Raw genomic sequence first — 12700 nt, 5'->3', positions numbered from 1 at the left:
CCACCATCGTTAGTTAAATATCTGGTGGCTAGTAGAGTTCTCAAGAATCAAGCTGGCTTCCACGCCGAAGAGCTTTGACGCTGGTATGTCGAAGCTTCGGATATAATCAAGTACTATTTGGTACCCTAGGGAGTAACCAGCATACCGCGGTATCGACCTTGACGGTTTACCCAAGAACCAAGCAAAGTGGTCATAGGTATCGCTAGATAACTCGTTTCTTGCTCTCTTCCAAATTTGGGGTAGTTCGTCTTGATTGACAGCGATAGCATAGAGTGGCGGCGCCAACGTTCGTAATTCAGCCTCAAAACAACATGCTAACCCCTCGCTAACCAACGCCTCACCCAACGTAGTTCCATACCCTACTTCCTTCCATCGTATGGAATGATGTAACTCATGCGCAAGAGTAGCGGTAAATTCTTCAGAGAATTTTTTGAGAAGGTTGGTGTTATTTGGATCAATGCTAACGTAAACCAGATCGTCTTGTGGGCAATATCCAGCTATTCCTGTTTCAGGAATAACTTGAGAACTTGCACGTATTACCACATCAACGTGGTTCACTGGCATTAGATACTTCACCTGGTTGACTGCATTATTGAACTCAACAACTATTCTCTTTTCAAGGGTTGAAAGTCTATTTGTAGCATTAAGTAGATGCAAGTTTATACTCATAACAGCTCCTATTTAATAAGCACTTTCTAATTTATTTATACTATGAAGCATGCTCACTAAACCCGTTTAACAGCCACGACAGAGTACGTGTGCCAATGCTTTAATTTACCTAGGGACGTCATCGCTTTTTCGTCACGCTCGACGAACTTAACGACCTCAAAACCTGAGAATAGAGACCTCACTTGTGACTTTAACAGCGGTGTCGTCGGACTGCGATAGTTGTTTGCCCAACTGTCTTTTTCACCCATAAAATCCCCGGCAAATACACCTCCGGTATGAATAGAAGATCGAAGCTTACTCCAAGTAGATTCAAACAGATTGGGTGTGGCAAAAAATAAGCTAGAATTAGCAATCACTATACCTGTGCGGGGATAGTGAAAAGATTCAAAAGAGGACTCTGATATTTCGACTAATGCTTTGGAAGCAAATCTTTCTCTGCAGATAGCGATTGAGTCTGGGTTGATGTCAAAGCCATGTACCTGATAGCCTTGCTGCTCTAGATATTGGATATCGCAGCCAACACCACATCCACTATCCACAGCTACTTTTAGATTCGACTCATTGAGCTTGATAGCAAGTTCAGTGCGTTTAGAGTGCTGTCGAGACAGCGCTACTTGGTAATATTGACGCCAAATTTCTCTGCTTTCATCCATGAATTTTCACCATTCTCAGTACTAAGAGTTAATGAAATTAATACGTTACATTGAAAAGCAAAACTAAGTCAACTGAGCTTCACTTGACAAGAAGGATCGTCTGTTGCTGACACAAAAGGGCGATTTCATTTTGCTAGGGTCGGACAAGCTCATAGGTTAGTTGGCTTTTTGTGCTGCACTTAGCTAAACGGTTCACACATCGCTTAAAACCGGACTTTTCAAGTACTCGTTGTGAAGCATAGTTTTCGGTATCACATATTCCGTAGAGATGATTGATACAGAGCTTTTGCATAACCACCGGCACAAATGCTTTTAAAGCTTCTGTCGCGTATCCTTTACCCGTAAACTCTTTTGCGATGTGATAGCCAACTTCCCAGCCTTGATCAACTTTCGCTACCTGCACATGACCAATGTGTAGCCCCGATTCATATACGGCATACACAAACGGTCCCTCTTTGTTGCTGTAACAGGTGATCAAAAATTCAATAGCATCTTTCGCATCTTGAACTGTCTCGAAAACTTCATCAGGGACAAATCGACGATTATCGTCATCTAGGGAATTAAGATGCACACTTTTGGCTAATCTTGCCTCTAGTTTTCCTATCGTGATCCTAGTCGTTTTAATTTCCAAAATTCATTCCCATCTTCATCCCGTTAGCTCACCATACATCAATTTTAACTGGACATGCAGTTTAATTGATGAAGGTGACTGCAAAAAAGCAAACAACACTAAACGTGTAAACAGTATGAACGGTAAACGACTACATGGGTATACATACACCCTAGTGTTTAGTTATATCTACGCCACGGATGGTTTTTTCCAATAATATCGATAATAGCCCACTAGGTTGCTTGTGATAAAAAGTACTTCCATTAGAACTGCCGTTGGCGAACCTATTACATAATTGTGGATTAACCAAAAAGTTGTACCCACTATCATATATTCCCTCAAACGACGATCATTTTTACTGAACGCAGCCACTGTTTGAAAAACTGACGCCACACAGCTAATTATGCTGATAACTCCCGAATAGGTTACCACAGATGAAATAATTGCCCCTGTACAAAACACATACTTTAGTTTGTCGGAAGTAGAAAATGCACTCACTAAATATCTAATAGTGGCGATAATCATTAGACTTGCAGCAGTATACTGCTCAAGTAACATAAAATGACTGGAAATAAACAAACCCGCAAAAAAAAGGCACATCACAATTTTTTTTCTGTCTTTGAACTGGAATGACATCAAGTCAAACCCAATTGCAACGGCCACTAATATCTGCGACAAAATGAATGGTGTCACTATACCTCCCTGTGAATAGACCAGCTAACTGGTGATCCAACTCGTTAACTTGGCAATCTGCTTGGTCTATCTACGTATAACTAATTGATATCAAGTCCCTTGGCGCTGATAATACCTGCTTGCATGGTGCATTAACAAGCTCAAAAACCGTACTTTTTCTTCAACTGTCCGCAGTGCTGTACATTTCGACTTAGGCGGACAGCCTAGTTCACTTTAACCCAAGCTGGCGGCTGCTCGTCGACTGTTACCTCTTAGACGTCAGTAAAGGAAGTAGATGCTCTGTAAACAGCGCCACTCTGTCTTTGGGTCGCGGGATGAATCGCGATGTTATCGCCACCGCCACCTGTTGTTTTGGTAAGATAATCAATGCATTGCCCCCATCCCCCAGAGCGCAGTAGCCGTTACTTTCCGTATCAGGCATCAGCCACCATAGATAGCCGTAACGTCTCTCCCCCCAGCGACTCTGCTCAGACGTGCTCCGTTGTATCCACTCTTCTGCCAGCAAACGTTGTCTTTCCCAACGTCCCTTGGCCAGATACAGGTGGGCAAGTTTAATCAGGTCTGATGTGCTTAACACAAGTCCCCAACCAGGAGTATTACTCCCCTGAGGGTCTGCCACCCAACCGCGCTCAGTCGCACTTCGAGTAAATTGAATATGCTGCTGCCGATCGCGTAAAGTGATGTTCTTAACCGGATTAATTCCAAGCGGCGCAAACAACTGCCGATTGGCGAAGTCCGCCACGCTTTGCCCAGTCGCGGCGCTCAACACTCCTGATAAGACGTGCAGTGCCGGTGTCGTGTACTTAAACTGCCCTACTTCACCTTTACCCCCAAGAAGATCTAGCGATGCGAGTGTCCAATCATTGTTTGAGTAGACCTTGGTATACGGCTCACTCCTAAACTTGTAAGGCGCAGTCATGCTTAGCAGATCTTTTAGCCGAAGACGCGGCAGTGTTTTCTCGCCACGTTTTAGTGAGTAGTCAGGGAAAAAATCCAATATTGGCTGCTCTACGCTTTTGATATGCCCTTGCTCTAGCGCAACACCAATGAGCATCGAAGTAATGCTTTTGGTAACAGAAGAGAGGTGTACGGGCGTTTGGCTTGAAAAGCCGGGGGCAAAATAACTAAGTTCCTCGTTGCCGCACCGAGTGGCAACCAGTCCAGTAATGTTTTGGTATTGGGTGCCAATTAGCCCTGCTATGGATTCATTGATGTTACTCATCGTAATGCCTCATTTCGTGATTAATGAGGTTGCAGGCTAACTAAACCATTTTAAAAATGGAAAACCAAACCCTGATACGGTCGCGTTCATTTTAATACCAAGGGGGGCGATCACAGTAATTTGAAAATGTAATCTGATATTGGCTACCCAATAGCTGAATAGAAGTTACTTTGTTGTTGAGGACCCATTGGTGAGATCCTGCCCCCACTGACCCTTTCAGCATATAAATTACACGACTACCCAGCACTATGCAGATTAGATCTCACCATATTTGCTTCTCAGCCTGTTTGAGTTGCCACTAGACCCAGGGTGAGATCGTGAACGTTTTATAATCAAAATAACGATCGATTTGACGATCACATCTACCTGTGATCATATACTCCCTTTTTAGGGAGCACACGATGCACATTGACCACTTCAAAGAACATTTCCAAACGATGACCGACCAACGCCAAGAAGCAAAGGTAACTTACTGCTTGTTTGAAGTTCTTTTTGGCTCGCTATGTGCCGTGATTGCCGGTGCAAAGGGCTGGTTTGATATTCGTGAGTACATTCTCGGACACCACGATTGGTTTAAACGCAATGACCTCTTTTTGAATGGTATTCCTGCCGATGACACGATTGCCCGCATAATATCTACGATTGAGCCCGAGCAATTCCATAAGTGCTTTGTTAGCTGGATATCGTCGATACATACACTCACCGACGGCCAAGTCGTTGCAATAGATGGCAAAACGCTTCGCGGCTCCTACAATCGTGAAGACAGAGCAAGCACTATTCACATGATCAGCGCCTATGCTTCATCAAATAAGCTCGTATTGGGACAGCTAAAAACCGAGCAAAAAAGCAATGAAATAACGGCAATCCCAGAGCTGATAAAGATGCTCGATATCAAGGGTGCTCTCGTCACCATTGATGCAATGGCCTGTCAAACCAAGATAGCTAAAGTCATTATAGAACAAGGAGGCGACTACTTGCTTGCAGTGAAGTGTAACCAAGGAAAACTTCGACAAGCGATAGAAAAAGCGTTCTCAACTGAGCGAGCAAATGTGGCGGAAGACATTGTGCTTGAAGACGGGCATGGGCGTATAGAGTCTCGCCAATGCTATGTATTTGACAGTGCCAAACTTGAAGGTAACTTCTCTCGTTGGAAAGGCTTGAAGAGCATTGTTATGGTTGAAAACTTCCGCTTTGAAAAAGGAAAAGCAATAGGTCTAGAGTATCGTTACTACATCAGCTCCAAAGAGCTTAGCGCCGAGCAAGCGGCGACAGCAGTCAGAGAACATTGGGGTATAGAGTCAATGCATTGGGTGCTTGATGTGAGTATGAATGAAGACGCGTGTCAAATATACAAAGAGCACGGCGCAGAGAATCTGTCGTGCTTACGCCATATGAGCTTGAATATGCTCCGTGCAGAGCCAACCAAGTTGAGCATTGTTGGGAAACAAAAGCGATGCATGATGAATACAGCCATGCTTGAGGCGGTATTAAGTGCTGGTTTTAATCAGACGCTGAAAAACTAGACACTCATGCGGTCGCCCTGCCACTAGACCAAACTGTATTTCGACGACATTATCAACTGATTCTGGCCCCGCCCATTTATGGTAAACCTCGCGACTTTCCCCAGTGTATTTGCCGTTAACAGCGTTGATCTCATTCAGTAGTGGTTGATAGCCGAGTTCGAATAACTGATGTAGTCCTCCTTCAAAGGTACTGCTTGCACAATAAAATTCGTTTAGTGTAACTAACTGAATATCATCACCATTCACTTGATGACTCACATCAGAAACAGGAAGACAGAAGTCCACGGTGTAGCTGGTTTCAATATCTTTAGGAAGCCCGTGTGAAACAAAGTGCCAAGGTCCACTCACAGACGCCCCTATTTCTTGCGCTTTTTGGTAAATTTTCCCGCAACATTCGACGCTCTGCGGACCAACTTCAGGGATAGTTAAATTTCGTCTAATACGTAAGACGCGACCAACATCCATATTTTTAAGTTCCATAACTGCTCCTATATACCTAATGTTTTGTAACTGACTAAATATTAAGCTCTCTTATGTATACCTGTGCCTCTTTTGGATTAGTGATACGAACAAAGCTAATGTGCCTGTAATCAGGGTCCACCAGCAGCCTTTGATATCGGGCTCGATTAGTTTTGTATGTTTTCAGTGTCCATAGAATTATTGATTCTTTACTCAAAAAGGACTTCTTGAAAGACTCAACATTGCCTGAGTTCTGCCAGAGTTCCTGGCGACTCACAGAGCGAATAAAGGCTCTTTTTACCGCTTGATATATCGTTCTGGTAAATGAGTAATCAATCCATATCACAGTGTCAACTCTTGGCCACTTAATTGGGCCTGTGCGATTATAGTTACCGTCAAGAACCCAAGTATCGCTCACGAGTTTGCTTTCCAAGGCTGAGAAAAACTCCTCATCGGTGGGCTTTTGCCAATTGGGCTTCCAAAAAATGGCATCCATTTCAATATACTGATAGCCGAGAGCTTCGGCTAATTGACGGCTAAATCTACTTTTACCACTGCCACTGGTACCAATTACGTTAATTCTTTTCATAACCATTACTTTGCGTGTATTTTCGATGGCATCAACAACTATTCAGAACGAGTGTGCGCTGACCATTGTGTGCTCTTGTCCATTGTAAAAATATGCAAACCACTGTCTAGTGTTACATTACCATTTGTCTTTGAAGATATGTAGCCAACCGTCGAATCGTAGCCCTATTCACTCATTCACTACAACCATTTATACTGGATAGTTCAAACTTGTTGTTACACTCGTTCAACGGTTATCAACAATACAATAAATAAGGAATTATAATGTATCTTAATGGATTTCATCATGTCGCCATTATTTGCTCAGACTATCAACGTTCAAGGTCATTCTACACGAATATCCTTGGATTAAAGGTTATTGCAGAAACTTTCAGAAAAGAGCGCAACTCATATAAACTTGACCTAGCACTACCTAATGGTGGCCAAATAGAACTTTTTACCTTTCCAGAGCCTCCTTTCCGTGTTGATAACCCAGAAGCTAGAGGGTTGCGACACTTAGCTTTTGCGGTTATCGAGATTGAAAAAATGGTTGCTTTCCTCGAGTCGTCCGGCATAGATGTGGAGCCCATTCGTATAGACAATTTGACTGGCAAGAAATTTACCTTTTTCAAAGATCCTGACGGTTTGCCGCTAGAGCTATACGAGCAGTAGTATTACTAACTTGTCAGATCAATCACACCACTGACAAACGGTTATCGATTAGGATAATCCTATACCTTTATGGTTAGATGACTCTCGCCAAATGGTCGGCAAGGAAATTCATCAGTAAGCGTATCTTGCTGTTGTGTTGGACGTCTCGGTGGCAGGCGATATAAACCGGTAGGGCTGGAATAACCAGACCACATTCTACATGCTTGAGGTCGGTTTTTTCTGCCACTTCTCTGTGAGTGAATACAATACCTCCCCCATGACTTGCCAACTCTACCAACAGAGGCATATTGTCTGTACGAAAGGAGAGATCGTCGTTTTTTATCTCCCAACCCAACGCCGCAGCACCGTCTTCAAGCTGTTTGTCTCGGTCATACCCAAGCACCCTATGATTTGAAAGATCTTCGGGCGTCTCAGGCATACCCGATTTTGATAGGTATGCCTCACTCGCATAAGCGCCAAGTTCAATGTCAAAAAGGTGCTTTATCACAAGATCTTGCTGTTGAGGCCTAAGCATTCTTATCGCGATATCTGCATCGCGTTTATCAAGGCTTGTGATTTGATTCGTTACAACAACTTGCACTTGCAGATTAGGATATAAATCTAAGAATTCAGGCAAAATTGCTGGAAGGTAATATTGCGCAATCATCTCATTAACCGACAATCTCACACTACCAGACAATGTAATGTCCTGCCCTTGTATCAATCTTTCAAGCTTATTCGCTGACGTTGCCATTTTTCTGCTTTCTTCTAATAGCGTTTGCCCGAAGCTGGTCAACACAAGACCACGTGTACTCCTGTCAAACAGAGAACGCCCTAGCTGCCTCTCAAGTTGGTAAAGCTGTCTACTTAATGTCGGCTGAGAAGTATCGAGCATGGTAGCCGCTTTAGTCAGACTCCCACTCTCCGCTACGGCTAGAAACAAATGCCAAGCACGCCAGTCAATATTCAATTTTGTATATCCATCTTGCAGATTAGTCAGTTCTTTACATCAAATATGAATATTAAACTCATTGCAACTGGTTTATGAACCACACCTAGATCCCACTAATACTCAAAGGAGACAGTTCGATGGAAAGCAATATTAGCGCGACGGTTCTTGATCATGGCGCACCTAACACCTTAAAACTCGTCAAGAGCGATGCAGCAAAGCCTGGACCAAAAGAAGTGCGAGTTAAAGTACTGGTTGCAGGGGTTGGATGGGCCGATATCATGGCGCGCAGAGGGGGGTATCCCCTTGCTCCAAAACCCCCTTTCGTACCTGGGTACGACTTTGCAGGGATTATCGATGCGTTGGGCGATGAGGTTTCTGAGTTTAAAATTGGCGACCATGTTGTTGGATTAAATCCAAAATATGGCTGCTATACACAATACTTGTGCATCAAACCCGATCTGATTGTTAGGTACCCCAAACACCTCAATGCCGCTCAAGTTTGTGCTTTATCCCTTAACTATTTAACTGCGCACTGCATGCTATTTTCCAAGGCGAATCTGCGGCCAAACCAAACCATATTGGTCCACTCAGCGGCTGGTGGCGTTGGCTCTGCCGTGACTCAATTAGCAAAAAATGCTGGAATTCAGGTAATTGGGACCGCCTCTCCTACAAAGAAAGAGGCCGTAAAACAACTCGGAGCAATGCCTATCGATTCCAGCTGCAAGGACTTTGTTCGCGAAGTCCACACCTACTGCCCTGGCGGTGTTGATGCGGCTTTTGATTCGGTCGGAGGCGACCATTTAAATCGCACTGTTCAGGCAGTTAAAAAGGGCGGCATTACTGTGAGCTACGGTTTTTCCGGAAGGAATTTTGGTGGCTTATGGAAAATGCTCTCGGGAGTCATGCAGATCACTATGTTAAACATCCTACCTAATGGGAAGTCAGTAGAGTTTTGTGCATTGCCTTCTGAGGTTGACAAGAACAGATCTTGGTATCAAGAAACCCTTGCATCCCTAATTAAACTGTTAGAGAGCAAGCAAATAGATCCCATCATCTCAGCCGTGATACCTCTGGCTCAAGTACACCAAGCACATCAACAACTGGAGAGTGGAATAAGCATAGGCAAGATTTTAATACAGTGTAATGAGGCACCTCAATTAGAGGATTGCAAAGAGTAAAAAGTACCGGACAGTCACGAGATTGGACAATCTGGATAAAGTCATCATTGGTGAACTTTTACCAGCTGCTACCTCACCCCAAAAAGCCTAATTATTTCTGGTTTACAAGGGGATACATGGTTTATATTCTATCGGTAATTACTTGTGATAATGACTATGAATATTGCGCTCGCGAGCTAATCTTGCCTATTGAGAATGGAAGCGATGCGAATTTTTGAGGCTATTGTATGAGATTGTTGATTTTTACTCTTCTTGCCAGCGCATTGTTTCACCAAACAAGCTGGGCGCAAACAGAGAAGTACTCTGATTCAGAGCTGCTTGATCGACCGCTGATGGAGCGTTATATCCTCGACGAGCTGAAGTCACTTCGCCAAGAGCAACAGGACTTGGAGAGGCGGATGGTGTTGCAGATCACTGATCGCGAACTTGAGGTGGCGGACAAATCGCTCAACTACGCCAATGTTACCGTCACCTACTTTTTCTACATTATCGCGGGCGTCGCGTCCCTTATTGCCTTTGTCGGCTGGCAATCATTACGTGAGTTTAAGCACAACACCAAAGAGATGGCCGACAAACGCTTGGATGCGATTGCCAAAGAGTACGAGCGAAAGTTCCGCGCACTAGAGCTGGATCTCAAACGCAAAACCCGAGTGATTAGTGAGAACAACAAAGAAATCGAGCGGATCAACGAGATCCACAACCTCTGGCTGCGTGCCCAAAGTATGCCTACCGCTGATCAGCGTATCGATGTTTACGATGAAATTCTTACCATTCGCCCTGGTGACCTTGAAGCCCTAACCTACAAAGCTGATGCCGCAATGGAAATTCAGGAGTACCACTGGGCGCTGAGCTTGTGTAACCGCGTTCTATCACTCGACAATACTAACGGTCCGGCGCTTTATCAGCGTGCTTGTGCATACTCTAGACTGGGCGCCGAAGAACAGGCTATCGAAGATCTAGAGCTGGCGATCGAAGCAAGCCCCTCGATTAGAGACCTCATTAATACCGAGCCCGATCTTGAGGGCCTGCATGGCAATCCGAGATTTGACGGCCTAATTGAGAAGCCGCAAGGTGAATAGAGGTCACCCTTCACAACAACTTACCGCTTGGTCAGAAGTCTGACTTTCAAGGGCGAGCAACCTAGCTCGCCCTTGAACCCAAGTAGCCCTACCTCACCACACCTAAAAGGGTGAATATAAAGCGATAAATCAGTAATCCGTTTGTTTTTTTAACAAATTGCGATTTGCCTCTGCCGTTTTGTGTATTTTACGACTAAAATAGCCGCGATCCTCCTTCCTTCCACCTGATAGGGAATGCCATGAGCAGCCAGAATGCACAAACCAATGACGTAGTGATTGTCAGTAACTCTTCCGATAACCCTTTTGCCATCGACGTCGCCTACGCGATGGGGCAGCACGAAGATATCTCCGATGTCATTAGCATGAAGCAGTTTATGAATACCGAGTTTTGTCCACGCTTCATTTCTGATGAAGATGATATGGACAACATCGGTAATAGCTTAAACGGCAAGACCGTTGTCATTGTTAGCACGGGTAACCTAGTGACCAGCCGCCAAGAGTTGGCGATGCACAACCTAATTATTGCGCGCGCGGCAAAAGAAAATGGTGCGAGTCGTGTGGTCCTGGTTGAACCGGACCTGTTCTTCTCCGCACAAGACCGTGGCCCTCGTCCCGAGTTGGGAGACACCTCAACAGAGCGTTCAGTATCCGATATCAAGAAGTTTGATGGCCAGCCTTTTACGGCCAAACTCTATGCGCAGATGCTGAAACTAGCCGGTGTCGATGATGTTATGACGGTCCATAACCACTCGGTGTCGGTGCAAAAGATGTTTAGTCAAGTCTTCGATGGTCGCTTTTACAACCTGATCCCATACGAGATTTATGCTCACTACTTATTGAATTCAAACATCCTCAACTACGGACCTGAAGGCGAAGGGCTAGTGCTTTGTGCGCCAGATAAAGGAGCGCGTGATTTTGTCAAAGCGATGTATAACCAACTGGGCCTGGCATCGGCCAAATTCATTATGCTCGACAAAGAGCGTACCGCTGAGCGACAGGTAGAAATCACACTCCACAAAGAGAGTGAAGACACCTTCGAGGGTTTGGAGAACCCAAGTATTGTGCTGTTCGATGACATGGTGCGTACCGGCTCAACCGTGGTTAAATCCTGTCAATTCCTCCAAAAATTGAAGCCACAGCGAATGCTGTTTACTGTCTCACACTTCTACGCCAGCACTGAAGGTCGCGAGCGTATGTCAAGCCCAGCACTGGGCGAGATCCTAACGCTTAACACTATGCCAACTATCCTTAATCGCGACGAGCAAGGTCGTCTGCGCAAGAAAATGGTGGTGTTAAAAATCGAGAAGTACTTGGCTCAAGAGCTGTGTAAAATCCTCGATATACCGCAAAGAATGGAAGAGAAGAACCCGTACAAAATCGATATGTCGTCTAAGAACCCGCGCTTTCAGCGTAAGATCTGGTTCTCTGACCAATTGTCAGAGCTGTAAATCAGTTTGATGAACGAGCTTTAATCTTGATAAACACTTGGTGCAGCGCAAAACAGACTGCGCCAAGTGCCGCACCACTGAACAAGTGGACCACGCTTGCGCCAATGCTCTCCCAAAATAGATCCAAACTCGGTATATGATTAAACGTATCTGCTTGGCTTACGCTAAGATGCTCTAGCCAAGGCAAGGCATGAGCGATAATGCCACCGCCGACTAGGAACATGGCGACGGTCCCCACTATGCCTAGAGCTTTCATCAACCAAGGGGCGAAATTTAGTAAGCCCATACCGAGCTTGTATTGCAACGAGTTTTGTTGTGGATCACGGTTGATCAACCACAGTCCTGCGTCATCAAGTTTGACGATGAAAGCAACTAAGCCGTAAACCGCAACGGTCACTAGCAGCGCAACCACACTTAAACTGACTGCTTGTGTCGTAAGCGAGTGCGCCATCATAGTGCCTAGTGCAATGACCACAATCTCAGCTGAGAGGATAAAATCAGTGCGAATCGCACCTTTGATTTTCTGCTGTTCATAGGACACAAGTTGTGCCTCATCGAGCACAGCGACCGGCGAGCCCTGGTGACCATCGGCTTTCTGACCTCGATGACTCCACCAGTGATAGATTTTCTCAAAACCCTCAAAACACAAAAAGGCACCGCCTAAAGTTAATAATGGGGTTATCAACCAAGGTGCGACAAGACTTATCAGCAAAGCGGCCGGCACCAAGATCACCTTGTTGATCAACGAGCCTTTTGCCACCGCCCACACCACTGGCAGTTCACGCTCAGTGGACACCCCACTGACCTGCTCAGCATTAACCGCCAGATCATCACCCAGCACCCCGGCTGTTTTCTTTACCGCAACCTTTGACATCACCGCCACATCATCCATCAAGGTTGCGATGTCATCAATCAAAGTCAGCAAACTCGCCCCTGCCATAATGCGGCTCCTTTCTCAGGTATCACTACGCCGGCCGGTGTCCCCACAAGCCGATA

14 protein-coding genes are annotated in these 12700 nt (G+C 45.1%); 5 read left to right on the top strand and 9 right to left on the bottom strand.

Annotation, left to right across the window (positions count from 1 at the left end; all coding sequences use genetic code 11):
• Positions 1-9: 9 nt before the first annotated feature.
• The 5 genes from ACZ5R2_RS19615 to ACZ5R2_RS19595 form a co-directional block, all read right to left on the bottom strand.
• Positions 10-669 carry a DUF2268 domain-containing putative Zn-dependent protease gene (locus ACZ5R2_RS19615; RefSeq protein WP_464902928.1) on the bottom strand — a complete coding sequence of 220 codons (660 nt, stop codon included), beginning with the start codon at positions 667-669 and terminating at the stop codon, positions 10-12.
• A gap of 56 nt (positions 670-725) precedes the next feature.
• A complete protein-coding gene (locus ACZ5R2_RS19610) occupies positions 726-1322 on the bottom strand; it encodes a class I SAM-dependent methyltransferase (RefSeq protein WP_464902929.1) in 597 nt (198 codons plus the stop codon).
• A 133-nt stretch (positions 1323-1455) separates the two neighbouring features.
• Positions 1456-1953: a GNAT family N-acetyltransferase gene (locus ACZ5R2_RS19605; RefSeq protein ID WP_464902930.1), complete on the bottom strand. Its 498-nt coding sequence runs from the start codon at positions 1951-1953 to the stop codon at positions 1456-1458.
• Between the two features lie 168 nt (positions 1954-2121).
• Complete coding sequence (locus ACZ5R2_RS19600) at positions 2122-2625, bottom strand: YgjV family protein (RefSeq protein ID WP_464902931.1); 504 nt, start codon at positions 2623-2625, stop codon at positions 2122-2124.
• 244 nt (positions 2626-2869) lie between these two features.
• Positions 2870-3847: a serine hydrolase domain-containing protein gene (locus ACZ5R2_RS19595; protein WP_464902932.1), complete on the bottom strand. Its 978-nt coding sequence runs from the start codon at positions 3845-3847 to the stop codon at positions 2870-2872.
• Positions 3848-4248: 401 nt separating this feature from the next.
• Between ACZ5R2_RS19595 and ACZ5R2_RS19590 the strand changes: the two genes are divergently transcribed.
• Positions 4249-5370, top strand: a complete 1122-nt coding sequence (locus ACZ5R2_RS19590) for an ISAs1 family transposase (RefSeq protein WP_464902933.1) — start codon at positions 4249-4251, stop codon at positions 5368-5370.
• Here the strand turns inward: ACZ5R2_RS19590 and ACZ5R2_RS19585 are convergent.
• Both ACZ5R2_RS19585 and ACZ5R2_RS19580 read right to left on the bottom strand, forming a co-directional pair.
• Positions 5335-5850: a GyrI-like domain-containing protein gene (locus ACZ5R2_RS19585; RefSeq protein ID WP_464902934.1), complete on the bottom strand. Its 516-nt coding sequence runs from the start codon at positions 5848-5850 to the stop codon at positions 5335-5337. The genes ACZ5R2_RS19590 and ACZ5R2_RS19585 overlap by 36 nt on opposite strands.
• A gap of 34 nt (positions 5851-5884) precedes the next feature.
• Entirely contained in the window at positions 5885-6418 is a 534-nt protein-coding gene (locus ACZ5R2_RS19580) for a P-loop NTPase family protein (protein WP_464902935.1), read from the bottom strand.
• Positions 6419-6681: 263 nt separating this feature from the next.
• Between ACZ5R2_RS19580 and gloA2 the strand changes: the two genes are divergently transcribed.
• Positions 6682-7068 carry an SMU1112c/YaeR family gloxylase I-like metalloprotein gene (gene gloA2 / locus ACZ5R2_RS19575; RefSeq protein WP_464902936.1) on the top strand — a complete coding sequence of 129 codons (387 nt, stop codon included), beginning with the start codon at positions 6682-6684 and terminating at the stop codon, positions 7066-7068.
• A 73-nt stretch (positions 7069-7141) separates the two neighbouring features.
• Here gloA2 and ACZ5R2_RS19570 read toward each other — a convergent pair whose 3' ends face one another.
• Positions 7142-8017 carry a LysR family transcriptional regulator gene (locus ACZ5R2_RS19570; protein WP_464902937.1) on the bottom strand — a complete coding sequence of 292 codons (876 nt, stop codon included), beginning with the start codon at positions 8015-8017 and terminating at the stop codon, positions 7142-7144.
• Between the two features lie 119 nt (positions 8018-8136).
• Here ACZ5R2_RS19570 and ACZ5R2_RS19565 point away from each other — a divergent pair, with 119 nt between their 5' ends.
• From ACZ5R2_RS19565 to ACZ5R2_RS19555, 3 genes are all read left to right on the top strand, one after another.
• Complete coding sequence (locus ACZ5R2_RS19565) at positions 8137-9177, top strand: quinone oxidoreductase family protein (protein WP_464902938.1); 1041 nt, start codon at positions 8137-8139, stop codon at positions 9175-9177.
• Positions 9178-9404: 227 nt separating this feature from the next.
• Positions 9405-10256, top strand: coding sequence for a tetratricopeptide repeat protein (locus ACZ5R2_RS19560; protein ID WP_464902939.1), 852 nt, complete (start codon positions 9405-9407; stop codon positions 10254-10256).
• Positions 10257-10495: 239 nt separating this feature from the next.
• A complete protein-coding gene (locus tag ACZ5R2_RS19555; protein ID WP_464902940.1) occupies positions 10496-11704 on the top strand; it encodes a phosphoribosyltransferase family protein in 1209 nt (402 codons plus the stop codon).
• A 1-nt stretch (position 11705) separates the two neighbouring features.
• Here the strand turns inward: ACZ5R2_RS19555 and ACZ5R2_RS19550 are convergent, their stop codons facing one another.
• Positions 11706-12644, bottom strand: coding sequence for a DUF808 domain-containing protein (locus ACZ5R2_RS19550; protein WP_464902941.1), 939 nt, complete (start codon positions 12642-12644; stop codon positions 11706-11708).
• Positions 12645-12700 lie beyond the last annotated feature (56 nt).

Source organism: Vibrio sabulosilitoris (genome assembly GCF_055391395.1).
The sequence above is the reverse complement of the archived record's forward strand: the minus strand, read 5'-3'. Positions and strand labels throughout refer to the sequence as shown.